The sequence below is a fragment of the Actinophytocola algeriensis genome, assembly GCF_014203735.1.
In the GTDB taxonomy this organism is placed as follows: Bacteria; Actinomycetota; Actinomycetes; order Mycobacteriales; family Pseudonocardiaceae; genus Actinophytocola; species Actinophytocola algeriensis.
In genome coordinates this window covers 478,033-501,350 of record NZ_JACHJQ010000004.1, presented here as the reverse complement: position 1 = coordinate 501,350, position 23,318 = coordinate 478,033, and the positions used below count along the sequence as shown (strand labels likewise).

Below are 23,318 nucleotides of genomic sequence, written 5' to 3'. Positions count from 1 at the left end.
CCGTCACCCAGCCTCTCCACCAAACCCCGGGAGCCTCACCATGACGCAAACCTCAATCCCAACCCGCACACCCCAACGCGTCCTCGGTGAGCCCATCGACCGAGTCGACGGCCACGTCAAAACCACCGGTGCCGCCCAGTACTCCGGCGATCACCTCTACCCCGACCTCGCCCACGCCGCTCTGGTCCACGCCACCGTCCCCCGAGCACGCATCACCCACATCGACACCACCGCCGCCGACAGTCTCCCCGGCGTCCACGCCGTCATCACCCACCACAACGCCCCCCGCCTCCAACCCCCGCCCAAACCCACCCTCCTCAACCTGCCCACCCTCGCGGCTGGCACCTCCGTCAACTACCTCAACACCGACGAAGTCCACTGGAACGGCCAGCCCGTCGCGGTAGTGGTGGCCGACTCCCTCGACATCGCCCGCGAAGCCGCCCAACGAATCCGCGTCACCTACGAAGAACTCCCCGCAACGGTCGACTTCGAACAAGAAGAGCCCAACGCCGTCCCCCAGAAGAACAGCGCGCTCTCCGACGGCGGCGGAAAGAAGGGCGACGCCGTCGCCGCGCTGAAATCCGCCGACGTCTCGGTGGACCTGCGCTTCTCCACCCCCATGCAGCACCACAACGCCATCGAACCCCACACCACCACCGCGGTCTGGAACGGCAAAGCCCTCACCGTCCACGACGGAACCCAGCACATCGACTGGACCCGGCGCCACCTGGCCCTGCGTTTCAAGCTCCCGCTGAACGACGTCCGGGTGATCTCCACCTTCGTCGGCGGGGCGTTCGGCGGGAAGACCAACGTCTGGGCGGGCACCATCCTCGCGGTCGTCGCCGCGAAGGTCACCGGCCGGCCGGTGAAACTCGCGCTCAGCCGGGAAGGCGTGTACCGGACGACCGGCGGACGCACCCCGTCGACACAACGGGTCGCGCTCGGGGCCGACGCCGACGGACAGCTGACCGCGTTGATCCACACCAGCGTCACCCAGATGGGCAGGGTCGGCGGCTACGCGGAGCAAGTGGTGTCCCAGTCACGGCACCTGTACGACGCCGAGAACATCCTCGTCCAGCAACACCAGCTCACGCTCGACTCGATCGCCAACGGCGTCATGCGCGCGCCCGGCGAGTCGATCGGCTCGTTCGCGCTCGAAGCCGCCATGGACGAGCTCGCCCACCGCCTCGACCTGGACCCCATCGAACTGCGGATGCGCAACGAACCCGACCGCAACCCCATGGACGGCAAGCTCTTCGCCCGGCGTGGGCTGCGGGAGGCCTACGCGCGTGGCGCCGAACGGTTCCGCTGGGCCGACCGCACCCCCGAGCCCCGGTCCATGCGGGACGGTCGCTGGCTCGTCGGCACGGGTGTCGCCACCGCCTTCCACCCGGCGTGGGTGTTCCCAGCCAACGTCACGATGCGGCTCTCCGCCGACGGCGACGTGCTGGTGCGGTGCGGTTTCCACGAGATGGGCATGGGTGCGGCCACCGCCTTTACCCAGGTCACCGCGCACGCGTTGCGGGTGCCGCTCGACTCCGTCCGGATCGAGTACGGCGACAGCGACTTACCCATCGGGCCTGGGGCGGGCGGGTCGGCGCAGACCGCGAGCGTGTCCCGCGCCATCCTCGACGCCGCCGCCAAGCTCAAGAAGGACCTCGCCGCACTCGCGCGCCGCAACAACACGTCCCCCGACGAGGCGCCGGCCACGATCCTCAGCCGGGCCGGCCGGACGCACCACGAGGTGGCGGTCGGCGCCGACCGCGGCATCGGGCGGCTGGCAGGGCAGGTGCGGTTCATGTCCACACTGCTCCGCGAACGCCGCAAGTACGTGAAAGCCGCGTGCGGCGCGCAGTTCTGCGAGGTGCGAGTGGACAGTGACACCGGCGAGGTCCGGGTCACCCGCTGGCTCGGCGTGTTCGACATCGGCACCGTCGTCAACGCGAAGACCGCCGCCAGCCAGTTGCGCGGTGGCATCGTCATGGGCATCGGTGCGGCGCTCGGGGAGGAAACGCTCGTCGACGGCCACACCGGGCGGATCGTCAACGCCAATCTCGCCGAGTACCACGTGCCCGTGCACGCCGACGTCCCGCGCATCGACATCGAATGCCTCGGCGATCCCGACCCGACCATGCCGCTGGGCGTGCTCGGCGCGGGCGAGGTCGGCATCGTGGGTGTGGCCGGAGCCATCGCCAACGCCGTCCACCACGCCACCGGCCTGCGCGTCCGTGACCTGCCCATCACCCTCGACAAGCTGCTGTGAGGACACTGCGACTGATCCAACTGTGCCGTGGTTACGGTATGTGCATGGCGCGCGGCGACGATGACTTCCAGCGGGCGCGCCGCCCCGAGCAGAAACGGCAACGCGAAGCCGCCATCCTCGAGGCGGCGCGGCGGCTCGCCCTGCGTGACGGCGTGCGCAACATCAGCCTCGCCGACATCGCCGCCGACGTCGGCATGCACAAGACCGCGCTGCTGCGTTACTTCGGCACCCGCGAGGAGATCTACCTCCACATCGCCACCGAGGCGTGGCAGGAGTGGGCCAAGTCCCTGTCGGCCGCCCTCGGGGAACTGTCCCTCGGTGACGTTCCCGGCATCGCGAAAGCGTTCGCGACGAGCCTCGACATGCGCCCCCTGCTGTGCGACCTGTTCACGCACGCACCGCTGAACCTCGAACGCAACGTGTCCCTCACCGCGGTGATCACGTTCAAACTCTCGGCCATCACCGCCGTCAAAATCCTCACCGACGCCGTCCGCGAGCTCCTGCCCACCTTGACCGAGGACGACGGCAATGAGCTGCTGGTCGGCATCACCACGCTCGCGGCGGGACTGTGGCAGCTGGGCCACCCGCCACCCCACGTCGCCAAGCTCTACGTGGAACACCCCGCCATGTCCCACACGGCCATCGAGTTCGTCTCCGCCATCACCCGCCTGACCGAGACCCTCGCCCTGGGGTTGCTGGCCAAGCGGGCCCGCTGACTCAGTCGCGCAACGCGCCGACGAGCTTGCGGAGGACCCCTCGCGCCACCGCAAGCTCGTCGGCCGTCACCCCCGCCCGCGCCAGCACGTCAGCCCGGTTGTCCGCCGACCGCGCGAACAACTCGTCGACCGCTGACCGGCCCAGGTCGGTCAGCCGCATCAACGGCGACCGCGCGTGGTCCGGGTTGTCCACCGCCTCGAGATGACCACTGGCCACGAGGTCGGCCACCACCCGCTGCACACTCTGCGGCGCCAGCCCCAGCCTGCGCGCCGCGGCGGGCACAGTCCGAGGCCCGTCCGACACGACGCTGAGCACGTGCCACCGAGCCGCCGTCTGGCCCGCTGACCTGGCCAGATCCTCACTGGTCCGCCGCGAAACACCCGCCAGCTCGTACACGTCCGCGATCAACAGCCGGTACGCCTCCACCTCGTGCATAATGACAGCATACTGTTAAATCAACAGCACGCTGCTATGAGGAGCACAATGATCATCCGAGCGTGGAACGGCTGGACCACACCCGAGAACGCGACGGCCTACGAGGAACTGCTGAACGGCACCATCGCCCCGGCGATCATGGCCCGCGAGATCCCCGGCCTCCACGACCTGGCAGTGCTGCGCAGGGTCACCCGGGAAGCGCAGGGCCACTTCCTGACCCTGATGACCTTCGACAACTGGCAGGCAGTGGAGGAGTTCGCAGGCCCGGACGCGGCGAACTCGGTGGTCCCACCCGCCGCCCGAGCGCTGCTGGCCCGCCACGACGCCCGCTCACCACACTTCGAACTACTCCACCGCCACCGCTGACCACACCCCGGAGATGCTCTTCGGACACCCGGCCGGGATCACCTTCGGCCACCGCCATCACGGGCAGACGATTCCCGTCCCCCGATTTGTGCGACCGTGACAACCTTCGCGTGTTCCTCTTCCCGGGGCCGGTGGCAGCGCTCATCATCGGACCATGACGCACCGTCGCGTACTGTCCACAGTGGCCGTGTCGATCGCCGTCGCGGCCTCGACGCTCGGCGCCGGCAGCCCTGCCACCGCCGACCCCGGGCCCGAACTACACAGCTTCGTCGTCGCGTTCGGGCACTCGATCACCCACCCCGACCTGGACCCGCCCGGCGCCAACGACTGGTCCTGTCGCCCCAGCGCGAAGCACCCGCGTCCGGTCGTGCTCGTCCACGGCACCTGGGAGAACCGCTACAACAACTTCGCGCAGCTCTCCCCCGCGCTCAAACGGGACGGCTACTGCGTTTTCGCCCTGAACTACGGTGACACCGACGACAACCTGCTGAGCCAGCCCGAGTTCATCAAGGGCAACGGCGACATCCGCGCCTCCGCCAAGGAACTCGCCACGTTCGTCGACCGCGTGCGCGCGGCGACCGGCACCGCCAAGGTCGACATCGTTGGCCACTCGCAGGGCGGCATGATGCCGCGCCAGTACCTGCGCTTCGACGGCGGCGCGGGCAAGGTCGCGACGCTCGTGACACTCGGCGCGACACATCACGGCACCACGCTCTCAGGCATCGGCACGTTCGTGGACACGTTGGGGCTACTGGGTTTCACGCCGCCGGTCCTGGGTGCGGCCGCCGCACAGCAGGTGGCCGGCTCCGCCTTCCTGACCACCCTCAACGCGGGCGGTGACACCGTGCCCGGCGTGTCCTATGTGGTCATCGCGACGCGCTACGACGAGGTGACGACGCCGTACCGGTCGACGTTCCTCACGGCGGGGCCCGGCGCCACCGTCACCAACATCACCCTGCAGGACGGCTGCCCGATCGACCTGTCCGACCACCTGTCCATGACGTACTCGTGGCGGGCCGTCGGGCACGTGCGCCGGGCTCTCGACCCGGCCGCGCCACCGCCACCGTGCCTGCCGAACGCACCCGTCGTCTAGGAGATCACCCGGATCGGCTCGCCCGCGAGGAACGCCTCGATGTCCTCGACCGTCTCCCGGAAGTACTGCGCGTAGTTCTCGCGGGTCACGTACCCGAGGTGCGGCGTGGCGAGCAGGTTCGGCAGGCCGCGCAGCGGGTCGTCGGCGGGCAGCGGCTCGGTGGCGAACACGTCCACCGCCGCGCCGGCGATCCGGTGGTGCCGCAGGGCGTCCAGCAACGCGGCCTGGTCCACGATGTCCGCCCGCGAGGTGTTGACGAGACAGGCACCGGGCCGCAAGTGGGCGAGCGCGGCGGCGTCGATCAAGCCGCGGGTGCGGTCGCTCAGCACGACGTGCACCGACACGATGTCGCTCGCGGCCATCAGCTCCGGCAGCGACCCGGCGAGCGTGGCACCGCCCGCCGACGCCCGCTCCTCGGTGAGGTTCTGGCTCCACGCCAGCACCTCCATGCCGAACGCCCGCGCCACCGCCGCGACCCGCGACCCGATCTGGCCGAGCCCGACCAGCCCGAGCGTGGCGCCCGCGAGGTTCGTCCCGATCGTGCTCTGCCACGGCCCACCGGCGTGGAAGGCGGCGTTCTCGACGGCGACGTTGCGCACGAGACCGAGGATCAGCGCCCATGTCAGCTCGACGGTCGACGCCTTGCTACTGCCCGTGCCGCACACGACGACCCCGGCCCGCGCGGCGGCGGCGAGGTCGACCGACGCGTTGCGCATGCCCGAGGTCACGAGCAGCCGCAGCTTCGGCAACCGCTCGATCAGCGACGCGGGGAACGGCGTGCGCTCCCGCATGATCACGACGATGTCGAAGTCGGCGAGCGCGGCGGCCACCGCGTCCTCGCTGTCGAGGTGCTCGCGGAACACCGTCACGTCGACGCGGCCGTCGAGCCGGCCCCAGTCGGCCATCGACAGCACCACGTCCTGGTAGTCGTCCAGCACCGCGCAGCGGAGAGTCATCAGGCGAGTATCGCTGACCAGATCGTTCCGCATCCTGGCGGGATGGTGCCTTCCGGGCATGCGGTCGCCGGGCGAGCCTTGGCACATGAGCAGAGCACTGATCGTGATCGATGTCCAGGAGTCCTTCCGGCAGCGGGCGGCATGGCGGACGACGAACAACCCGGACATCACCGACGACGTGAACGCCCTGGTCCACGCCGCCCGCGCGGACGGTGACCTGGTCGTGTGGGTGCTGCACGCCGAGCCGGGCACCGGCGGCGTGTTCGACCCGGTGCACGGGCACGTCCGCCTGCTGCCGGAACTGGACTACCGCGACGACGAGCCGCTGCTGGTCAAGACGTCCGTCAACGCGTTCACCACGACGAACCTCGCGCAGCTGCTGACCCAGCGCGGCGTGCGGGAGCTGCGGGTGTGCGGGATCCGCGCCGAACAGTGCGTGGAGACGACCACCCGCGTCGGTTTCGACCTCGGCTACGAGATGACCTACGTGGTGGACGCGGTCGCGTCGTTCGCGACCCCGCCGCCGGAGGCACCGGATGACCTGGCGGACCCGAGGACGAAGCAGGCGGAGGAGATCGTCGAGCACGCGGCGTTCATCCTGGCGACCCGCGGCTTCGCGAAGGTGGCGACGGTGGCCGAGCTGGCGGGTACGCTGACCGGATCGTGACGAAGGTGATGTTCGCTCCGCAAGCTCCGCAAGCTCCGCTCAGAGTCGTGTTCGTCCTCGCGCCGGGCGTGCACCTGCTGGACCTGGCGGGCCCGGCGCAGGTGTTCCACAACGACCTCCTCGACTACGACCTGCACTGGGTGGCCGAGGAGGCCGAGGTGGCGAGCGCGCAGGGCCTGCCGGTCCGGGCGGGAACGACGTGGCCCGCACTGTCACCGGAAGACCTGGTGGTGGTCCCGGGCTGGCGCTCCCCGTCACTCGCGTCGACCTTCGCGCTGAACCGCACGACCCTCGACCGGATCGCAGGCCACCACGAGGCGGGCGGCATGGTGGTGAGCGTGTGCGCGGGCGCCGACGCCCTGGGCCGAGCGGGCCTGCTGGACGGCAGACGGTGCACCACACACCACGACCTGCAGGACGAACTGGCCACCCGCCACCCGAAAGCGACGGTCGTCCGCGACGTGCTGTACGTGGTGGACGGCCGGATCGCGACGTCAGCGGGCATCGCGAGCGGCATCGACCTCGCGCTGCACCTGGTGGCGACCCGCCACGGCCCGGCGACCGCGGCGAAGGTGGCCCGCTCGATGGTGGTGTACGCCCGCCGCAACGGCGACGAACAACAGACGAGCGCGATGCTGCGCCACCGCTCCCATGTGGACGACACCGTCCACCGGGTGCAGGACCTCATCGACGCGAGGTTCACGGGGCAGCTACGGCTGGCGGCACTGGCCGCGGCGGCGGACGTCAGCGAAAGAACGGTCACCCGCCTCTTCGGCCGCGCGACGGGCCTGACCCCGCTCCGCTACCAGCACCTGCTACGCCTCGAACGAGCCGAACACCTAATAGGCCACGGCGCGACGGTGGAGTCAGCGGCGAGAGCGGTCGGCTTCGAGGACGCCCGCATGCTGCGCCGCCTGCGAGCCCGCTGACTTGAGCACAAACCCGCAAACTCCGAGTTATCCACAGGCAAGATCAACAACGCCCGAACCGTCACCCCCACCCGATAGAATGGCAAGGCGGGACGCCCCCGGGAACGGGTGGGGGTTGGGTAACGCGCGCGCGAGGAATTCGCGCCTTTCACAGCACCGAAGATGCCGGTCCCGTCAGTGTTCGCTGTCCAGGTGGGCCATCAGGGGTTCCGCGTACCGGGCACCGGACGCGGCACCCGAGGGCACCGCCTTCTCGATCGCCGCCAGATCCGCAGTGGACAGTTCCAGCTCCAGCGCGCCCAGCGACTCCGCCAACCGCTCCCGCGTCCGCGCGCCCACCAGCGGCACGATGTCCGCCCCTCGGGACGCGACCCACGCGATCGCCACCTGCGCGACCGTCACCCCGCGCGCCTCCGCGACCTCCCGCAGCGCCTCCACCAGCGCGAGGTTCTGCGACAGGTTCGGCCCCTGGAACCGAGGGCTGAACCCGCGGAAGTCCCCGGCGGGCAACGAACGCTCAGGCGTCCAGTGTCCGCTCAGCAACCCCCGCGACAGCACGCCGTACGCCGTGATCCCCATCCCCAGCTCACGAGCGGCAGGGAGGATCTCCGCCTCGATCCCCCGCGACAGCAACGAGTACTCGATCTGCAGGTCCACGACCGGGTGCACCGCCGACGCGCGGCGCAACGTCGACGCGCCCATCTCCGACAGGCCGATGTGCCGGATGTGACCGGCCTCCACCAGCTCGGCCAGCGCACCCATCGTGTCCTCGATCGGCACGGCCGGGTCCAGCCGGGCCGGGCGGTAGACGTCGATGTGGTCGGTACCGAGCCTGCGCAGGCTGTACGCGACGAAGTTCTTCACCGCCGCCGGGCGGTTGTCCTGGCCGTGCCAGCCGCCGTCGGGGTCGCGCAGGCCGCCGAACTTCACGCTGATCACCACGCGGTCACGGTCGATGGTCCGCAGGGCCTCACGGAGCAGCAGCTCGTTGTGACCCATCCCGTAGAAGTCGCCGGTGTCGAGCAGTGTGACGCCGGCCTCCGCCGCGGCGTGGATCGTCGCGATCGACTCCTTCTCGTCGGCCGGGCCGTACAGGTCGGACATGCCCATCAGTCCCAGGCCGATGCGGGACACGGCTGGGCCGGTGGTACCAAGCGTGGTCATTCCACGTCTCCTTCCAGTGCTAACGTAATTATGTTATCACTGCTACCACCGCGCCGTGGGTAATGTCGGGACCATGAGCGAAGAGCTGACCACCGAGCGGCTCGTGGTGCGGGAGTGGCGGCTCGACGACGCCGCCTCGGCGCTCGCGATCTACGGCGTGGAGAAGGTCACCCGCTGGCTGACCCCCGCGATGGGCCAGGTCGCCGACGAGGCGGCGATGCGGGCGGTGCTGCAGGCGTGGATCGAGGCGCAACAGAACATGCCGTCCCCGCGCGGCCGCTGGGCGATCGAACGCCGCGACGACGGCGAGGTCATCGGGGGTCTCGGCATCCGGCTGCTGCCACCGTACAAAGAGGACCTGGAGCTGAGCTGGCAGCTGCGTCCGGACGCCTGGGGCCACGGCTACGCGGCGGAAGGCGGCCACGCGCTCGCGAGCTGGGCGTTCACGCAGGAGATCGACGAGCTGTTCGCCGTCGCCCGGCCGACCAACAACCGCGCGGTCGCGACCGCGAAGCGGCTCGGGATGACGTGGGTCGGCGAGACCGACAAGTACTACAACCTGCGCCTGCAGGTGTTCCGCATCCGGCCGAGCGACCTGACGGAGTGAGCGCGATCCGGGTGCGGGGTTTCGCGCTCCCACACGGCGAACCCGTCGACCTCTTCGCCGACGGCGACCGGTGGACCACCGACCCCGTGCCCGGCGCGGAAGTGGTGGCGCAGGGCTGGCTCCTGCCCGGACTCGTCGACGCGCACACCCATCCCGGCGCGGAGCAACCCGGCGACCCGCTCGACCACGACCTGCTGCGCGAGCACCTGCACCAGCACGTCGACGCGGGCGTCACCGCGATCCGCTCCCCCGGCCTGGCCGCCGACCCGCCCGCGTGGTTCGGCACCGACCCGGACGTGCCGAGGGCCTGGCACGCCGGGCCGTGGCTCGCGCAGCAGGACCAGTTCTTCGAAGGGTGGGGCCGTCGTCCCTCCCACGCCGACCTGCCCGCCGTCGCCGCCGCGCAAGCACGGCGCACCGGGTGGGCCAAGATCATCGGCGACTGGCGCGTTGGCGACGACGTGGTCCCCCTCGACGTGCTGACCGCGGTCGTCGCGGCCGTGCACGAGGTGGGTGGCCGGGTCGCCGTGCACAGCCAGCAGGCCGACGGCGGCGCGGTCGCGGTCGCCGCCGGGGTCGACTCGGTCGAGCACGGCATGTGCCTGGATCCCGCACTGCTGAACGACATGGCGGCACGCGGCACCGTGCTCACACCCACGCTCGCGACGCTGCGGAACTCGCTCGCGGCGGTGCGCGAGCGCGAAGACAGCCCGCGCAAACGGTGGTACGTCGAGGGTGCGAGCGCGCACCCGGGGCTCGTCGCCGCTGCGGCGGAGGCCGGGGTGCCGATACTCGCGGGCACCGATTCCGTGCCACACGGGCGAATTCTCGACGAGGTGCGCGCACTGGCCGCCGCGGGACTGCGACCGCACGACGCGCTCGCCGCCGCGTCCTGGTCGGCCCGCGAGTACCTGGGCCTGCCCGGGCTGGTGCCGGGCGCACCCGCGGACGCGGTCGTCTACTAGGAGGACCCGCGCACCGACCTCGACCAGCTCGCCGCGCCCGCCGCCGTGATCCTGCGCGGGCGCCGCGTCCGTTGACAGGCTGTGCGACCATGGTCCACATGTCTCACGGAAAGGGCGTGTACGCCCACAGCGCATGAGCGCCGCCGCGTGGCTGAACCACGCGCTGTGCACCGATCCCGCTGACCGTCCCGCCGCAGAAGCGGCCATCTCCCAGCTCTACACCGAGCTGAACACCCCGCCACCCGAGTTCGTCTGGGTGGGTTCCCCCTCGGCCGCCGCGACCGTGGTGCCACCGTCACCGCCGTTGTTCTCCGACGGGCCCGTGCTGTTCGAGTCGCGGCTCGCCACGAAGATCTCCGAACTGCGCAACCGGTTGCCGAGGAAACAGCTCATGACCGGAGTCGGACCGGTGGTGGCGATGATCCGGGCCGCCGTCGGCACGTCGCTCGGCCTGCACTGGCACGGCCAGCACGACATCCACTGGGTGGTGCACGTCCACGAACCGAACCCGTGGGCGACGATCACCCGTTCCTGTGGCTGGTGGTGGCCGCGAGAACAGGTGTGCGTGCTGTCCGAACGGCCGCTCGTGCAGCACACCGAACCCGGTGACGACCGTGACCTGCGGCTGCACTGCGCCGACGGGCCCGCGGTGGCGTACCCGGACGGGTTCACCGTCCACGCCTGGCACGGCACGCGCGTGCCGTCGTGGGTGATCGACGACCCGACGGTGGACCGCATCGCCGCCGAGACCAACGTCGAGGTGCGCCGGTGCGCGATCGAGCGGATCGGGTGGGACGCGTTCATCGACCAGGCGGAGCTGCGGCCCGTCGGCCGTGCGGACGACCCCGGCAACCCGGGCGCCGAGCTGCGGCTCTACGACCTGCCGTACGCGCGGTGGGGCAGGCCGACCCGGCTCCTGCTCGCGGTGAACGGCTCGGTCGAGCGCGACGGCACCCGCCGCCGGTACGGACTGCGCGTGCCCCCGTGGTTCGACGACCCGATCGACGCCGCCGGGTGGACCTACGGGCTCACCGGCCGCCAGTACCAGCAACTTCTCCGACGAACCTGACAGGTGATGACCATGAACCTCGCAGAAATCCTTGACAGTGCTGAACTTTCCGTCCTCGACCACCTCGAGCTCCAGGTGGCGGTGCCGGTCCTCGACGGCCCGCAGGCACAGGGCGACCTGATCGTGGTGCCCATGGCGATGGTGCCGGTGGTGACGACCCACTCGTGGACCTCCTGGCAGCCCGTGCCGCGCCAGGGCGTGGAGCTGGTGCGTGGCGTGGCGGGCGGCAACCCGCACACGCTGGTCGCCGATCGCGGTGTCTGCCAGTGGACGGGCGAGTTCCGGGACCCGCTCAGGCTGGGCGTCGCGCTGTTCGAGAACACGGCGCCGGTGTACCTGATCCACCCGGAACACGGTGGCAGCGGCGTCGCGCCGGGGCGGTGGCTGGTGCGCAGGCAGCAGGAGTCGGGCAGGCACCGACGCATGCTGGTGGCCGACTAGTGTCCCGCGCCGGAAATCAGGCGACTAATTCGGCGGCCCAGCTTCCTGCTGGCGGCGTTGCCGGTCCGCCCAAGTACGATCACAGTACGAGGACGAACCGGCGCCTTGCCAGCAGAAACCTGGATCCACCGACTCAATCACCGCATTTCCGGCGCGGGACACTAGCGGGTGGCGCGGATCAGCTGCCGGAACCAGGGGCGCCACCCCGGGAGCTGTCTGCGGGCCGCCCGGAACACCCGCGCGGACTCGAGCGACTCGAACCACACCATCGACCTGGCCGCGGCACGGACGTCACCATCCCGTCCCGCGGCCAGGTACCGGGCCGTTCGCGTGCGGAACTCGTCGGTCCGCGCGCGCAGGTCGGCGGGACGCAGCTCGCGGAACCAGGCTCGGTCACCGGAGACCGCGAAGAAGTAGGTCAGGCGCAGGGTGGGGTCGTAGCTGCCGCAGAGCGCGACGCTGCCGACGGTCTCCCGGAACCGCCGGGCGACCGCGCCGGTCACCGCGGGGTTGACGCGAGCCATGTCGGCGAGCGCCACCGCCGCGGTGATCGCCAACTCTCCGAGGAGGTCGTTCTTCAGCGACTCCATCAGCTCGTCGACCGCGCCGGGGTGGTGCGGAAACCGTGCCAGACCGGCGATTCCCCGCAGGCGCACGGTCTCGTCGTCGTCCACCAGCGCCCGCACGAGCCGCGCCACCTCGTCCATGCGGGAAGCACAACAGGCTGGCGCCGGGACCGGTCCTGCCGGCAGCTCCCATGCTCCACGGTGGACACCGCGACGCCGGTCCTGAGGTTCGGGGTCTGCTACCTGCGCACCGCTGCTCGGTGGAGCCATTCGCGCAGCAACGTGCGCTCACCGGTCGTGAAGTCGGCCGGTTCGGTGTCCAGCGCGGCGAGGAAACCCACCGCCAGCGCGGACAGGCCCCCGCCGGCCAGCGGCTGGATCGCCCCGGTGACCACCGCGCCGATCACCGTGTCGCGCAGCTGGTCGGACCACCCCAGCTCCCGATCGCCGTCGAGGAGGCTCAGTGTCGCGCCGACGTTCGCCGCCACCAGTTGCTTCGCCGCCACCTCAGGGGCCGTGCTGAGCCTGCCCTGTCGTGCGATGTCGTTCAGCAGGACCGTGAGCAGCTTCTCCGCCGCCGGCATGAGGGTGCTCGTCAGCGCGTAGTGGTTCGGGTTGGCGAGGCCGAAGCGGACGTGGTGGTCCCAGCTCTCCCGCAGCGCGGCGACCGGGTCGCCGCTGGCGGCCATCGTGCCCATGTGGAACGTGAACACGGTGTCCACCACCGCGGCCAGCAGGCCCTGCTTGTTGCCGAAGTAGTGGTACAGCGTGGGTGCCTGCACGCCCGCGCGGTCGCAGATGGCGCGGGTCGACACGTCCGGTGACTCCGTCAGCAGTTCGCCGGCCGCGGCCAGCAGCCGGTCCCGCGTCGATGAGTCCGTCATGGGACCAAGATAGTCAGATGGCACGCATTCTGATCACGGGTTCCTCCCAGGGCCTCGGGCTGATGGCCGGGCAGCTGTTGATCGAGGAGGGCCACGACGTCGTCCTGCACGCCCGCACGAAGGACCGCGACCCCGGGATCTCCGACGTGGTGGTCGGGGACTTCGCCAGTCTGGCCGAGGTCCGGTCGGTCGCCGGGCAGGCGGCGCGGTTCGGGCCCTTCGACGCCGTCATCCACAACGTCGCGCTCGGCTACCAGGAGCGGCGGCGGGTCGTCACGCCGGACGGGCTCGAGCGCGTCTTCGCGGTGAACGTGGCCGCGCCTTACCTGCTGACCGCGCTCATGCCGCCGCCGAAACGGCTGGTGTACCTCAGTTCCGGCATGCACCTCGGCGTCACGCCCGACCTCGGCGACCTGCGGTGGGAGCGGCGCCGGTGGAACGGTTCGCAGGCCTACGCCGAGTCGAAGTTCTGGGACGTCGTGCTCGCGTTCGGGGTGGCCCGGCGGTGGCCGGACGTGCCGTCCAACGCCGTCGACCCCGGCTGGGTGGCGACGCGGATGGGCGGCCGCGGCGCGCCCGACGACCTGTCGCGGGCGCACGTCACCCAGGTCCGGCTCGCGCTGGGCGACATCCCCGGCACCGGCGGCTACTACCACCACGAAGAGCCGTCCCGCACGCATCCGGCCGCGCACGACGCCGACCTGCAGGATTCCTTCCTCGCCCGGTGCGCCGAGCTGACCGGCCAGGAATTGTCGGTGCCCTAGTGCACAGTGTCGGCCATGGACATCCAGAACCGGATCGCGCTGGTGACCGGTGCCGGGGAGGGCACCGGCCGGGCCAAGGCCGGGTCGATGCGCGCCACGGCGTGCCTCGGCGACTTACCCGGTGTCGTCATCGACCGGGCTCTGGCGTCGCTCGCGCCGGGTGACGAGACTCCCCCGGTGACGCTCGGCGCGCTGTGCGATGCCGTGATCGACCTCGTGGAGGACGAGTCCGCGCGCGGGAAGGTGGTGGTGCTCAGCCGTGGCTGACTTACCCCAGGACCTGCCCGAGGACACAGTGCTCGTCGCGGGTCTGCGGGCCGGGGACGACGCCTGCTTCGCGCGCGTGCTGGACGCCTGGTCGCCCGGCATGGTGCGGGTGGCGCGCGCGTTCGTGTCCACACCGGACTCGGCGGCGGAGGTCGTGCAGGACGCGTGGCTCGCGGTCATCGAGGGGATCGACGGCTTCGCGGGCCGGTCGTCGCTGCGGACGTGGGTGTACCGGGTGCTCGTGAACATCGCGAAACGGCGTGCCACGAGGGAAAGCCGCGTCGTGCCGTGGAGCAGCGTGGTGCCCGACGCCGGGCCGACGGTCGACCCTGCCCTGTTCCAGGGAGCGGGTGAGCCGTTCCCCGGGCACTGGCGAGCCGAACCGGCGCCGTGGCCGGAGCAGCACGCGCTCGCGGCCGAGGTACGGGCGTGCCTCGCGGGCGCGATCGCGCGGTTGCCCGAGCGGCAGCGGGTCGTGCTGGTGCTGCGGGACGTCGAAGGGCACGACAGTGCCGAGGTGTGTTCGATACTGGACATCACGGCGGCGAACCAGCGGGTGCTCCTGCACCGGGCACGGGCGTTCGTCCGGAACGAGCTGGCCGGCTACCACGCGGAGGTGAACCGGTGAATTGCGACGAGCTGGTGGAGCTGGTCACCGCGTACCTGGACGGCGCGCTGTCACCCGAGGACGAGCGGCGGGTCACCGACCACCTGGCCGAGTGCGACGGCTGCACCACCTATGTGGCGCAGTTCCGCACCACGGTCGACTCACTCGGGCGCCTGCCCGCCGAACAGGTCGCCGACCTGCCGGAACAGGCACGGGAGTCACTGCTGGCCGCGTTCCGCCGCAAGCACGTGTAACGCCTGGGCGGCTCGTGACACTGCAGTGTCATGAGTCCACTCACCCGCAGGCTGCTGCCGTTGCACGCCGGTGTCGCGCTGCAGGGCTTCGTGCTCTGGTACCCCGTCGAGAAGCTGTTCATGACCGAGATCGGCTTCGACGCGGCGTCGGTCGGGGTCATGGCGGCCGCGTACGCGGCGGTCGTGCCGCTGTTCGAGGTGCCGTCCGGGGTGCTCGCCGACCGGTGGAGCAGACGCGGTGTGCTCGTCGTGGCGAGTGTGGCGCTCGCGGTGTGCTCGCTGGTCGGCGGCCTGAGCACGAACGTGCCCACGTACATCGCGGGCGTGCTGGCGCTCGGGCTGTACTTCGCGATGTACTCGGGCACCCTCGACGCGATCGTGTACGACACGGTGCTCGAGGAGACCGGTGGCTCCGGCGACTTCGAGCGGCGGCTCGGGCGGGTCCGGTTCGTCGAGAGCGTGGCGCTGGTCGGCAGCTCACTCGCGGGCGGTGTGCTCGCGGGGCTGCTCGACGCGCGTGCCACGTACTTCGTGACGATCCCGTTCTCGCTCGTGTCGATCGCCTGCTACCTGCGGTTCCGGGAGCCGACGCTGCACCGCGCCGAGGTGCGGACGCCGCTGCGCGCGCACCTGGCGACGACGTTCCGCGCCGCCCACCGGCGGCTCGTGCCGGTGATCGCGCTGGCCGTGCTCGCCGCGGTGCTGACGCAGGTCGTGTTCGAGTTCGGGCCGTTGTGGCTGGTGGCGCTGGGTGTGCCCGCCGTGCTGTACGGCCCGTACTGGGCGGGGCTGATGTCGACGCTCGGCATCGGCGGGCTGCTCGTCGGGCAGCTGGCCCGGCCGTCGCGGCTCGCGGGTGCCGGTGTGGTGCTCACCGGCGCGCTCGTGGTGCTGGGTGTCAGCCACGACTTCGTGGTGGTGACGGCCGCGCAGGTCGTCGCCGCGTTGGTGCTGGTCGCGGTGGGCATCCACGCGAGCAGGCTGGTCAACGACGCGATCCCGTCGACGGTCCGGGCCGGGGTGACGTCGGGTGTCAGCTCGCTGTCGTGGCTGGTGTTCCTGCCGTTCTCGCTGCTGTTCGGTGTGGTCAGCGACGCGAGCGGGGTGCACCGGGCGGCGTGGCTGCTCGTGGGGGTCGCGGCCGCGGTGGCGCTGCTGCTAGTGGCCCTTCGTCGCGTAGCGCCTGCGGCCGAGGGTGGCGGTGACGACGAGGGGGACGCTGACGGCGAGCGTGATCGCGAACATCATCGTGAACCGGCCGCTGTCGACCAGTGAGCCGAACACCGCGGCGCCGATCGCGCTGCCCGTGAACAGCAGCGTCGCGAACAGCGAGATGGCCGTCGCGCGGTAGCCGGGTGCCATGTCGGTCGCCCAGGTCTGCAGCGTGGAGTGCATGAAGGCCCACCCGCCGCCGAGGAACACGGTCCCGACGACCACGGCGGCGGGCACGTGCGTGATGACCAGCAGCACGTACGCGAGCACGGCCATCGTGCCGCCGGTCAGGATCAGCATGGCGGGCGCCACCTTCGCGGTGCGCGCCTTCACGACCCGCGCGAAGACCAGCACCGAGGCCCCGTAGGCGGCCGTGAGCAGACCGGACAGCGTGACCGACAACCCGGACGAGTGCACGACGACCGGCAGGAACGTCAGCGGGCCGAGCAGCACCAGGCCCTCGGCGAGCACCAGCGCCAGCACGAGCAGCGCGGCGCGGTTGGTGAGCACGCCCTTGAGCGACCCCCACACCCGCGGCGGCGGACCCAGCTCGGGCTCGGTCATGCGGCGCATGAAGAAGGACAGCAACCCGGCCACCACGGCGGTCAGCGCGAACGCCACCCGCCAGCTGGCGAAGTCCGCGATGATCCCGGCGCCGACGGTCGCCATGGTCATGCCGATCGCGGACGCGGTCATGAGGTCGGTGAGCGGTGCCTGCCGCACCTTCACGGGCACGGTGTCGCCGACGTAGACGAGCCCGCCGGGGATGGCGGCGGCGAAACACGCGCCCGTGAGGCCGCGCGCGACCACCAGCCACAGGATGTCGGGCACGGCCGCGGACGCGAGCCCGCCGATCATGGCGAGCAGCAGGGCGAGGCGCATGGTCCGGACCCGGCCCAGCCGGTCGGACACCATGGCCCACCCGATCTGCGCGAGGCCGTAGCAGAGGAGGTAGATGGCGGCGGCCACGCTGACCGCCTCGACCGACTGGTCCATCTCGGCCGCGATCACCACCAGCATCGGCGCGATCATGAGCCGGTCGAACTGCGAGGTGAACGCGCCGACCTGGAGGAGCCGCAGCGATCCGGTGAGCGCCGGGCTGCTCTGCTCCACGTCGTTCGACATTCCCGCTCCTCGTCGTCTCCCTGAAGTCAAACTCCGGGAGCGGGGTCGAAACCAGACGTGATCGCCGTGTTACTGGTCACGTGTCCCGCGGGGCACCCGGCCGACCGGCCGGCAGGTCCGGTGGCGGCGCACCGTAGGGCCGGTCGCGTGCCGGGAACCACAGCACGACCGTGCTCCCCTCCCCGACCTCGGAGAACAGGGCGACCCGGCCGTCGTGCGACTCCACGATCTGCCGCACGATCGCGAGCCCGAGCCCGGTGTGCCGGTCCTCCAGCGGCGACGAGTGCGCACGCCGCCAGAAGCGGTCGAACACGTGGGGCTGGTCCTCCGGCGCGATGCCCGGCCCGTCGTCCGCGACCGTCACCCACAGCCAGTCGTCGTCGCGGCCGGTCGCGACGACGATCACCGAGGTGGTCAGCCGCACGGCGTTCGACAGCAGGTTGGCGACCGCCCGGCGCAGCGCGTCGTGGTCGCCGATCACCGTGAGGCCGTCGGTCAGGTCGTAGGAGACCCGCACGCCGCGTTCGTCCGCCAGCACCGCGAACTCCTCGCCTGCCTCGCGGGCCACGGCCGACAGGTCGACGTCGGTGTCGGCGAGCGCGCCGGACGACCGGCGGGCGGTAGCGAGCAGGTCGTCGACGAGGCGTGACATGCGGTTGGTGGCCCGGTCGATCACCTCGACGGCCCGTTCGCGTTCGGCCTGGGACGCGTCCTCGCTGGTCAGGGCCGCGTCGAGGTGGGCGCGGATGATCGCGAGCGGCGACCGCAGCTCGTGGGAGGCGTCGTCGATCAGCCGCCGCTGCGCCTGGAACGCGTCGTCGAGCCGGTCGAGCATGGAGTCGATGGTGTCGGCGAGGTCGCGCAGCTCGCCGCGCTGCCCTTCCAGGTTGATGCGGCGGGACAGGTCGGTCGCCTGGATGTCCTTGGCGGTGTGGGCGATCTGCAGCGCGGGCCGCAGCGCGCGACCGGACAGCACCCAGCCGATGCCGAGGCTCGCGACGAACAGCCCGCCGAGCACGATCGCCGAGTAGGTGCGCAGGTTCTCCTGCGTGCCCAGGTTGGCCGCCGACTCGATGTCCTCGACCGCGGCCACGGTCATCGTGCCGACCGGGATCTCCCGGCCGTCGGCCTTCCGCTTCACCAGCTCGGCCTCGTACTCCTGGGTGACCGGGCGCGGGTCGGTCGCGGCGTAGACCGCCCAGTACGTCACCCCGAGCGCGGCGGCGGCCAGCACGAACAGCAGCACCGAGTACATGACGGTCAGCCGGAACCGCACGGAGTGGACAAACCCGGGGAGCTTCACGTCAGGCGGTATCCCTTCCCCACGACCGTCTCGATGAGACGGTCACCGCCGAGCTTGCGCCGCAGCGTGCCGATCGTGACCCGCACGGTCTGGGTGAACGGGTCGACGTTCTCGTCCCACACGTGCTCCAGCAGCTCTTCGGCGCTGACGACGTGCCCCGGCCGGGTCATCAGGTACTCCAGCACCCCGAACTCCTTGGGTGACAACGGAAGCCGCCGCTCCCCACGCCACGCCTCGTGCCGCGCGGTGTCCAGCGACAGCTCACCGACGGTCAGCACGGCGCTGGTGCCGCGGACCTCCCTGCGCAGCAGTGCGCGGACCCTGGCCAGCAGCTCGTCGAGCGCGAACGGCTTGACCACGTAGTCGTCGGCACCGTCGTCGAGGCCGCGGACCCGGTCGGTCAGCCCGCCGCGCGCGGTCAGCATGAGCACCCGCAGGTCCGTGCCCGCGACGACCGGCATCTCGCCGGAACGGATGGCGCGGCAGATGGTGAACCCGTCGCCGTCGGGCAGCATCAGGTCGAGCAGCAGCAGGTCGTAGTCGTTGACCGTCAGCTTCTCGTAGGCGCCGGCCGCCGTGCCGGTCACGTCGACGGCGTACCCGGCACGCACGAGGCCGAGCTGGACCGCCTCGGCCAGCTCGGCCTCGTCCTCGACGAGCAGGAGCCTCATCGGATGATCTCCTGCGCCACGGCGGCGGCCCGGTCGATCGGGATGGCGAACCCGATGCCGATGGACCCGCCGCCCTCGTACGTGGCGATGGCCGTGTTCACACCGATGACCTCCCCGCGCGCGTTGACCAGCGGACCGCCGGAGTTGCCGGGGTTGATCGACGCGTCGGTCTGCAGCGCCGACTGCCTGCCGCCGCCGATCCGAACCGGACGGTCCACAGCACTGACTATGCCCGACGTGACCGTCCCGGACAGCCCCAGCGGCGACCCGACCGCGAGCACCTGCTCCCCCACCCGCACCCGCGACGAGCTGCCGATGGCCAGTGCCCGCAGCGCCGAGCCGGGCTCGACGCGCAGCACCGCGAGGTCGTGCTCGGGGTCGACGCCCACCACGTCGGCAGGCAGCCTGCGCCCGTCGGGCCCGGTCACGGACACGTTCGGCGAACCGGCTTCGAGGATGTGGTGGTTGGTGAGGATGTGGAACCGGTCGTCGATGAGGAACCCGGTCCCCGACGCCCGGCCCGCCTGCACGGACACCACGCCGTGGCGCACCTGGTCGGCGACCGAGACGAGGTCGCCGGCGGTGACGGGCGGGCCCGGCCGGGGCGCTGAGGGGGTGGTCGCCCCGGCCGGGCTGTCGGCGTACCGGCCCGCGACCGCTCCGGCGCCGGCTGACACTCCGACGACGAGCAGCCCGGCGACCAGCAACCGAGGCACTCTGCTGGCGGGTTTGACCAGCGGGTTGGGTGGCGGGCCCACCGGCGGCGGCGGTGGCGGCACCGCCGGTGGGGGCTGTGGGGTCTCGGGGATCCGGAAGTCCGGTCCCCGCCGGGGTCCCAGTCCAGGTGACTGCATCGCGCTCTCCTACGGGAGTCTCGAGAACCAGAGCAGGGAGGTGCCCGCGGTGGCGAGGCCGAACAGGAGGCCCAGCCCGATGAAGCGGTACGACACGTCCTGCTGTTCGGTGCGGAAGCCGACGGAGCTGCCGATGTCGGCGTACACGTCCCGCAGCTCGTTCGTCGTCGCGGCCTCGTGGTACGAACCACCGGTCCGCTCCGCCACGTCCCGCAGCGTCGCGCCGTCGACGGGGACCGCCATGTCCCTGCCGTTCTGGGAGATGGCGCCGCCCTCGGTGCCGACGGAGATCGTGTCGACGGGCACCTCGGCGGCGGCCGCCTCCGCCGCAGCGACACCCGGGTCGGTGCCCTGGGTGTTGGCGCCGTCGGACAGCACGACCACCCGGGCGGGCGGCGGTTCCGCGGCGGCGGTCGGGTCCACGGTGCGCACGGCCTGCAACGACGCGGCGATCGCGTCACCGATCGCGGTCCCCGGCTGGGCGACCGTGCCGGTGGTGAGCCGGTCGATGCCCGACCGCAGCGCGTCCCGGTCGGTCACCGGCGCGACCACGACCTGTGCGGTCCCGGCGAACGCGACGAGCCCGACGTTGAACTGCCCGGGCAGGAGGTCCACGAAGTCGTGCGCGGCGGTCCGCGCCGCGGCGAGCCGGTCGGGCGGCACGTCGTCCGCCCCCATGGAGGGCGACACGTCCACCGCGATGATCACCGTCGCCCGCTCGCGCGGGACCTGCACGGCCGCCGCCGGTTGCGCGAAGCCGACCACCAGCAACCCCAGCATGATCACGAACAGGGACGCGGGCAGGTGACGGCGCCAGCCGGGCCGGGTGGGCGCGACCTTCTCCAGCAGCGGCAGGTTGGTGAACCGCACCGCGAACCTGCTCCGCCGCACCTGCAGGACGGCGTAGAGGACCACGAGGGCGACCACCCCGGCCAACAGCCAGAGCCGCCCGGAGGCGAGGAAAGTCATAGCCGGGCCAACCTCCGCTGCATGTGGACGTGGCGGACGATGTCGGCGACCCAGTCGCGGTCGGTGCGCAACGGCAGGTGGGCGGCACCCGCGCGCCGGATCGCGGTACGCACGGCGTCGCGCTGGGCGGCGGCCGCCGCCGCGAACCTGGCCCGCACCTTCCTGCTGGCGGTGGGCACGTCCCGGCGCCGCCCGGTCTCCGGGTCGATGACGGTCAGCACACCCACGTTCGGCAGCGACAGCTCCCGGGGATCGGTCACCTCGATCGCGATCACCTGCTGCCGCAACGCGAGCAACCGCAGCGCCGGTTCCCACGCCTTCGGGTCGTCGAGGAAGTCCGACACCACCACGACCAGCCCGCGCCGCCGCAACGCGCGGTGCAGCCCGTTCAGTGAGTCCGAAAGCGACACCGTCGTTCCCGGCGCACCGCGCGGGACCGCGAGCAACGTCCGCAGCAGGCCGTGCAGATGCGCGCGCCCGGTCCTGGCCGGGTAGCGCCGGATCCCGGACGGGAGCATCATCTCCGCGCCCAGCCGGTTGCCCGCACCGGCGGTCAGGAACCCGACCGCCGCCACCGCGGCCACCGCCAGCTCGCGTTTCTCCACGTCCGCGGTGCCGAAGTCCATGCTGGGCGTGGCATCGACCAGCACCCACACGGTCAGCTCCCGCTCGGCGATGGTCTCCCGCACATGGGGTGTGTCGGTCCGGGCGGTCACCGCCCAGTCCATGCGCCGCACCTCGTCCTCGCCGGGCCGGTACTCGCGGCTGCCCGCGATCTCGGTCCCGGCGCCCGGCAGCAGCCCCGCGTACTGGCCGCGCAGCAAACCGTCGAGCCGACGCGTCACGGTCAGCTCGAGTCGCCGCAACCGCTGCTCCTGCACCAGGTCCTTCATGCGACACCCTGATGTTCGCTCCGCAAGCTCCGCTCAGACGCTTGCAGAGGCGCGATCACCGGCACCGGAACCGCGGCCAACACCCGCTGCACCAAGGCTTCCGCCGAGACGTTCTCGGCAAGCGCGTCGAACGACAGCACCAGCCGGTGCGCGAGCACGTCGACGACCAGCTCCTGGATGTCGCCGGGCAGCACGTACTCCCGCCCGCGCAACAGGGCGAGTGCCCGCGCCGCGGCGACCAGTCCGAGCGTCGCACGCGGGGAGGCACCGAACTGGAGGGCATCGGCGATGTCCGGCAACCCGAAACGCACCGGGTCACGGGTCGCGAACACCAGCGCCACCACGTACTCCGCCAGCGCGTGGTGCACGTGGACCTCGCGTGCCTTGTCCTGCAAGGCGAGCAGCACCGAGGGGTTCAGCACGGGCCGGGCCTCCGGCTGCCGCACCCCCATCCGGTACAGGATCGCGAGTTCCTCGTTGTCCGACGGGTAGTCCACGACGATCTTCATCAGGAACCGGTCGCGCTGCGCTTCCGGCAGCGCGTACACGCCCTCGGACTCGATCGGGTTCTGCGTCGCCAGCACCAGGAACGGCGACGGCACCGGGTGGCTGCGGTCCCCGATGGACACCTGCCGCTCCGCCATGGCCTCCAGCAGTGCCGACTGCACCCGCGCAGGTGCCCGGTTGATCTCGTCGGCGACCACGACGTTCGCCATCACCGGGCCGAGCTCCACATCGAAGTTCTCCCGCGACGGCCGGTAGATCCGCGTGCCGACGATGTCGGACGGCACGAGGTCGGGCGTGAACTGGATGCGGGAGAAGCTGCCGCCCGCCACCGTCGCCAGTGTGCGGGCGGCCAGCGTCTTCGCCACCCCGGGCACGCCCTCGAGCAGGCAGTGGCCGTCCGCGAGCAGCGCGACCACGAGCCGCTCGACGAGCCGGTCCTGCCCGACGATCGTCCGCTTGACCTCGAACAGCGTCTGCTCGAGGAGTTGCGCCGGGGCGGCCGTCACAGCCCGGACTCCTGCGGGGCGGCCTCACCGTTCTTCTCCGGACAGTCCTCGTCCGGCTGCTGCTGCGCGGTTTCCCCGGGCTGCGCCTCCTGCACGATCCGCACGATCGGCTCGTTGTCGTCGGCGGTCGCGACCGCGACCCCGCCGACGACGGCGGCCGCGGCCGCCACTCCGGCGACCGCGACCCCTGCCAGTGTCCTGACCCTCATCTGATGGACCCCTTTCGCGTCGGGCTACGGGATCAATCCCAACAAGCCGGACCGA

28 protein-coding genes are annotated in these 23,318 nt (G+C 71.5%); 15 read left to right on the top strand and 13 right to left on the bottom strand.

Annotated features, from left to right (window positions below; translation table 11 throughout):
• Window positions 1-40: 40 nt before the first annotated feature.
• Window positions 41-2,263 carry a xanthine dehydrogenase family protein molybdopterin-binding subunit gene (locus FHR82_RS20285; protein WP_184812027.1) on the top strand — a complete coding sequence of 741 codons (2,223 nt, stop codon included), beginning with the start codon at window positions 41-43 and terminating at the stop codon, window positions 2,261-2,263.
• A 44-nt stretch (window positions 2,264-2,307) separates the two neighbouring features.
• A complete protein-coding gene (locus FHR82_RS20280; protein WP_184812026.1) occupies window positions 2,308-2,979 on the top strand; it encodes a TetR/AcrR family transcriptional regulator in 672 nt (223 codons plus the stop codon).
• 1 nt (window position 2,980) lies between these two features.
• Here FHR82_RS20280 and FHR82_RS20275 read toward each other — a convergent pair whose 3' ends face one another.
• On the bottom strand, window positions 2,981-3,415 hold the full coding sequence (locus FHR82_RS20275; RefSeq protein ID WP_184812025.1) for a MarR family winged helix-turn-helix transcriptional regulator: 435 nt from the start codon (window positions 3,413-3,415) through the stop codon (window positions 2,981-2,983).
• 48 nt (window positions 3,416-3,463) lie between these two features.
• On the opposite strand from FHR82_RS20275, the gene FHR82_RS20270 reads away from it, so the two are divergent.
• Window positions 3,464-3,781: an antibiotic biosynthesis monooxygenase gene (locus FHR82_RS20270; RefSeq protein WP_184812024.1), complete on the top strand. Its 318-nt coding sequence runs from the start codon at window positions 3,464-3,466 to the stop codon at window positions 3,779-3,781.
• A 154-nt stretch (window positions 3,782-3,935) separates the two neighbouring features.
• Window positions 3,936-4,874 carry an esterase/lipase family protein gene (locus FHR82_RS20265; RefSeq protein ID WP_184812023.1) on the top strand — a complete coding sequence of 313 codons (939 nt, stop codon included), beginning with the start codon at window positions 3,936-3,938 and terminating at the stop codon, window positions 4,872-4,874.
• Here FHR82_RS20265 and FHR82_RS20260 read toward each other — a convergent pair.
• Entirely contained in the window at window positions 4,871-5,830 is a 960-nt protein-coding gene (locus tag FHR82_RS20260; RefSeq protein ID WP_184812022.1) for a D-2-hydroxyacid dehydrogenase family protein, read from the bottom strand. The two genes, FHR82_RS20265 and FHR82_RS20260, sit on opposite strands and share 4 nt — an antisense overlap.
• A gap of 85 nt (window positions 5,831-5,915) precedes the next feature.
• On the opposite strand from FHR82_RS20260, the gene FHR82_RS20255 reads away from it, so the two are divergent.
• Together FHR82_RS20255 and FHR82_RS20250 are read left to right on the top strand one after the other, a co-directional pair.
• Window positions 5,916-6,497 (top strand): cysteine hydrolase family protein, encoded by a 582-nt coding sequence (locus tag FHR82_RS20255; protein WP_184812021.1) that lies wholly within the window; start codon window positions 5,916-5,918, stop codon window positions 6,495-6,497.
• A 47-nt stretch (window positions 6,498-6,544) separates the two neighbouring features.
• The gene (locus FHR82_RS20250; RefSeq protein WP_311771182.1) at window positions 6,545-7,426 is read left to right on the top strand and encodes a GlxA family transcriptional regulator; all 882 of its coding nucleotides are present in this window, start codon (window positions 6,545-6,547) and stop codon (window positions 7,424-7,426) included.
• A gap of 174 nt (window positions 7,427-7,600) precedes the next feature.
• Here the strand turns inward: FHR82_RS20250 and FHR82_RS20245 are convergent, their stop codons facing one another.
• Window positions 7,601-8,590 (bottom strand): aldo/keto reductase, encoded by a 990-nt coding sequence (locus FHR82_RS20245; RefSeq protein ID WP_184812020.1) that lies wholly within the window; start codon window positions 8,588-8,590, stop codon window positions 7,601-7,603.
• Between the two features lie 73 nt (window positions 8,591-8,663).
• Here FHR82_RS20245 and FHR82_RS20240 point away from each other — a divergent pair, with 73 nt between their 5' ends.
• The 4 genes from FHR82_RS20240 (at window position 8,664) to FHR82_RS20225 (ending at window position 11,672) form a co-directional block, all read left to right on the top strand.
• Window positions 8,664-9,197, top strand: a complete 534-nt coding sequence (locus tag FHR82_RS20240; RefSeq protein ID WP_184812019.1) for a GNAT family N-acetyltransferase — start codon at window positions 8,664-8,666, stop codon at window positions 9,195-9,197.
• A complete protein-coding gene (locus FHR82_RS47520; RefSeq protein WP_311771181.1) occupies window positions 9,194-10,162 on the top strand; it encodes an amidohydrolase family protein in 969 nt (322 codons plus the stop codon). The genes FHR82_RS20240 and FHR82_RS47520 overlap by 4 nt, the downstream gene beginning before the upstream one ends.
• Window positions 10,163-10,295: 133 nt before the next feature.
• A complete protein-coding gene (locus FHR82_RS20230; RefSeq protein ID WP_184812018.1) occupies window positions 10,296-11,231 on the top strand; it encodes a DUF6745 domain-containing protein in 936 nt (311 codons plus the stop codon).
• A gap of 12 nt (window positions 11,232-11,243) precedes the next feature.
• Entirely contained in the window at window positions 11,244-11,672 is a 429-nt protein-coding gene (locus FHR82_RS20225) for a DUF8820 family protein (RefSeq protein ID WP_184812017.1), read from the top strand.
• 161 nt (window positions 11,673-11,833) lie between these two features.
• Here the strand turns inward: FHR82_RS20225 and FHR82_RS20220 are convergent, their stop codons facing one another.
• Together FHR82_RS20220 and FHR82_RS20215 are read right to left on the bottom strand one after the other, a co-directional pair.
• Window positions 11,834-12,379 carry a hypothetical protein gene (locus FHR82_RS20220; protein ID WP_184812016.1) on the bottom strand — a complete coding sequence of 182 codons (546 nt, stop codon included), beginning with the start codon at window positions 12,377-12,379 and terminating at the stop codon, window positions 11,834-11,836.
• A gap of 98 nt (window positions 12,380-12,477) precedes the next feature.
• Window positions 12,478-13,122 (bottom strand): TetR/AcrR family transcriptional regulator, encoded by a 645-nt coding sequence (locus tag FHR82_RS20215; RefSeq protein WP_184812015.1) that lies wholly within the window; start codon window positions 13,120-13,122, stop codon window positions 12,478-12,480.
• A 17-nt stretch (window positions 13,123-13,139) separates the two neighbouring features.
• Here FHR82_RS20215 and FHR82_RS20210 point away from each other — a divergent pair, with 17 nt between their 5' ends.
• Genes FHR82_RS20210 through FHR82_RS20190 form a run of 5 tightly spaced genes read left to right on the top strand, consistent with a single transcriptional unit; the run spans window position 13,140 to window position 16,289 of the window.
• On the top strand, window positions 13,140-13,886 hold the full coding sequence (locus FHR82_RS20210) for an SDR family NAD(P)-dependent oxidoreductase (RefSeq protein ID WP_184812014.1): 747 nt from the start codon (window positions 13,140-13,142) through the stop codon (window positions 13,884-13,886).
• Between the two features lie 15 nt (window positions 13,887-13,901).
• Window positions 13,902-14,153: a hypothetical protein gene (locus tag FHR82_RS20205; protein WP_184812013.1), complete on the top strand. Its 252-nt coding sequence runs from the start codon at window positions 13,902-13,904 to the stop codon at window positions 14,151-14,153.
• The gene (locus FHR82_RS20200; RefSeq protein WP_184812012.1) at window positions 14,146-14,781 is read left to right on the top strand and encodes an RNA polymerase sigma factor; all 636 of its coding nucleotides are present in this window, start codon (window positions 14,146-14,148) and stop codon (window positions 14,779-14,781) included. Before FHR82_RS20205 ends, FHR82_RS20200 begins: the two co-directional genes overlap by 8 nt.
• Window positions 14,778-15,014 carry an anti-sigma factor family protein gene (locus tag FHR82_RS20195; RefSeq protein WP_184812011.1) on the top strand — a complete coding sequence of 79 codons (237 nt, stop codon included), beginning with the start codon at window positions 14,778-14,780 and terminating at the stop codon, window positions 15,012-15,014. Before FHR82_RS20200 ends, FHR82_RS20195 begins: the two co-directional genes overlap by 4 nt.
• A gap of 30 nt (window positions 15,015-15,044) precedes the next feature.
• The gene (locus FHR82_RS20190; RefSeq protein ID WP_184812010.1) at window positions 15,045-16,289 is read left to right on the top strand and encodes an MFS transporter; all 1,245 of its coding nucleotides are present in this window, start codon (window positions 15,045-15,047) and stop codon (window positions 16,287-16,289) included.
• Here the strand turns inward: FHR82_RS20190 and FHR82_RS20185 are convergent.
• From FHR82_RS20185 to FHR82_RS20150, 8 genes are all read right to left on the bottom strand, one after another.
• Window positions 16,173-17,351 (bottom strand): MFS transporter, encoded by a 1,179-nt coding sequence (locus FHR82_RS20185; RefSeq protein ID WP_184812009.1) that lies wholly within the window; start codon window positions 17,349-17,351, stop codon window positions 16,173-16,175. The two genes, FHR82_RS20190 and FHR82_RS20185, sit on opposite strands and share 117 nt — an antisense overlap.
• 76 nt (window positions 17,352-17,427) lie before the next feature.
• Window positions 17,428-18,654, bottom strand: a complete 1,227-nt coding sequence (locus tag FHR82_RS20180; protein WP_221464011.1) for a sensor histidine kinase — start codon at window positions 18,652-18,654, stop codon at window positions 17,428-17,430.
• Complete coding sequence (locus tag FHR82_RS20175; protein ID WP_184812008.1) at window positions 18,651-19,325, bottom strand: winged helix-turn-helix domain-containing protein; 675 nt, start codon at window positions 19,323-19,325, stop codon at window positions 18,651-18,653. The genes FHR82_RS20180 and FHR82_RS20175 overlap by 4 nt, the downstream gene beginning before the upstream one ends.
• Window positions 19,322-20,179 carry a S1C family serine protease gene (locus FHR82_RS20170; protein ID WP_184812007.1) on the bottom strand — a complete coding sequence of 286 codons (858 nt, stop codon included), beginning with the start codon at window positions 20,177-20,179 and terminating at the stop codon, window positions 19,322-19,324. The genes FHR82_RS20175 and FHR82_RS20170 overlap by 4 nt, the downstream gene beginning before the upstream one ends.
• A 9-nt stretch (window positions 20,180-20,188) precedes the next feature.
• Window positions 20,189-21,148, bottom strand: a complete 960-nt coding sequence (locus tag FHR82_RS20165) for a VWA domain-containing protein (protein WP_184812006.1) — start codon at window positions 21,146-21,148, stop codon at window positions 20,189-20,191.
• Window positions 21,145-22,041 (bottom strand): DUF58 domain-containing protein, encoded by an 897-nt coding sequence (locus FHR82_RS20160; RefSeq protein WP_184812005.1) that lies wholly within the window; start codon window positions 22,039-22,041, stop codon window positions 21,145-21,147. Before FHR82_RS20160 ends, FHR82_RS20165 begins: the two co-directional genes overlap by 4 nt.
• Entirely contained in the window at window positions 22,038-23,054 is a 1,017-nt protein-coding gene (locus FHR82_RS20155; RefSeq protein ID WP_184812004.1) for an AAA family ATPase, read from the bottom strand. The genes FHR82_RS20160 and FHR82_RS20155 overlap by 4 nt, the downstream gene beginning before the upstream one ends.
• Window positions 23,051-23,263, bottom strand: a complete 213-nt coding sequence (locus FHR82_RS20150) for a hypothetical protein (RefSeq protein WP_184812003.1) — start codon at window positions 23,261-23,263, stop codon at window positions 23,051-23,053. Before FHR82_RS20150 ends, FHR82_RS20155 begins: the two co-directional genes overlap by 4 nt.
• Window positions 23,264-23,318: the final 55 nt, after the last annotated feature.

Bases quoted from the DNA above. Each gene is read 5' to 3' on its own strand.
- FHR82_RS20285 (WP_184812027.1), top strand. From the start codon at position 41: ATGACGCAAACCTCAATCCCAACCCGCACACCCCAACGCGTCCTCGGT.
- FHR82_RS20280 (WP_184812026.1), top strand. From the start codon at position 2,308: ATGGCGCGCGGCGACGATGACTTCCAGCGGGCGCGCCGCCCCGAGCAG.
- FHR82_RS20275 (WP_184812025.1), bottom strand. From the start codon at position 3,415: ATGCACGAGGTGGAGGCGTACCGGCTGTTGATCGCGGACGTGTACGAG.
- FHR82_RS20270 (WP_184812024.1), top strand. From the start codon at position 3,464: ATGATCATCCGAGCGTGGAACGGCTGGACCACACCCGAGAACGCGACG.
- FHR82_RS20265 (WP_184812023.1), top strand. From the start codon at position 3,936: ATGACGCACCGTCGCGTACTGTCCACAGTGGCCGTGTCGATCGCCGTC.
- FHR82_RS20260 (WP_184812022.1), bottom strand. From the start codon at position 5,830: ATGACTCTCCGCTGCGCGGTGCTGGACGACTACCAGGACGTGGTGCTG.
- FHR82_RS20255 (WP_184812021.1), top strand. From the start codon at position 5,916: ATGAGCAGAGCACTGATCGTGATCGATGTCCAGGAGTCCTTCCGGCAG.
- FHR82_RS20245 (WP_184812020.1), bottom strand. From the start codon at position 8,590: ATGACCACGCTTGGTACCACCGGCCCAGCCGTGTCCCGCATCGGCCTG.
- FHR82_RS20240 (WP_184812019.1), top strand. From the start codon at position 8,664: ATGAGCGAAGAGCTGACCACCGAGCGGCTCGTGGTGCGGGAGTGGCGG.
- FHR82_RS20230 (WP_184812018.1), top strand. From the start codon at position 10,296: ATGAGCGCCGCCGCGTGGCTGAACCACGCGCTGTGCACCGATCCCGCT.
- FHR82_RS20225 (WP_184812017.1), top strand. From the start codon at position 11,244: ATGAACCTCGCAGAAATCCTTGACAGTGCTGAACTTTCCGTCCTCGAC.
- FHR82_RS20220 (WP_184812016.1), bottom strand. From the start codon at position 12,379: ATGGACGAGGTGGCGCGGCTCGTGCGGGCGCTGGTGGACGACGACGAG.
- FHR82_RS20215 (WP_184812015.1), bottom strand. From the start codon at position 13,122: ATGACGGACTCATCGACGCGGGACCGGCTGCTGGCCGCGGCCGGCGAA.
- FHR82_RS20210 (WP_184812014.1), top strand. From the start codon at position 13,140: ATGGCACGCATTCTGATCACGGGTTCCTCCCAGGGCCTCGGGCTGATG.
- FHR82_RS20205 (WP_184812013.1), top strand. From the start codon at position 13,902: ATGGACATCCAGAACCGGATCGCGCTGGTGACCGGTGCCGGGGAGGGC.
- FHR82_RS20190 (WP_184812010.1), top strand. From the start codon at position 15,045: ATGAGTCCACTCACCCGCAGGCTGCTGCCGTTGCACGCCGGTGTCGCG.
- FHR82_RS20185 (WP_184812009.1), bottom strand. From the start codon at position 17,351: ATGTCGAACGACGTGGAGCAGAGCAGCCCGGCGCTCACCGGATCGCTG.
- FHR82_RS20175 (WP_184812008.1), bottom strand. From the start codon at position 19,325: ATGAGGCTCCTGCTCGTCGAGGACGAGGCCGAGCTGGCCGAGGCGGTC.
- FHR82_RS20170 (WP_184812007.1), bottom strand. From the start codon at position 20,179: ATGCAGTCACCTGGACTGGGACCCCGGCGGGGACCGGACTTCCGGATC.
- FHR82_RS20165 (WP_184812006.1), bottom strand. From the start codon at position 21,148: ATGACTTTCCTCGCCTCCGGGCGGCTCTGGCTGTTGGCCGGGGTGGTC.
- FHR82_RS20160 (WP_184812005.1), bottom strand. From the start codon at position 22,041: ATGAAGGACCTGGTGCAGGAGCAGCGGTTGCGGCGACTCGAGCTGACC.
- FHR82_RS20150 (WP_184812003.1), bottom strand. From the start codon at position 23,263: ATGAGGGTCAGGACACTGGCAGGGGTCGCGGTCGCCGGAGTGGCGGCC.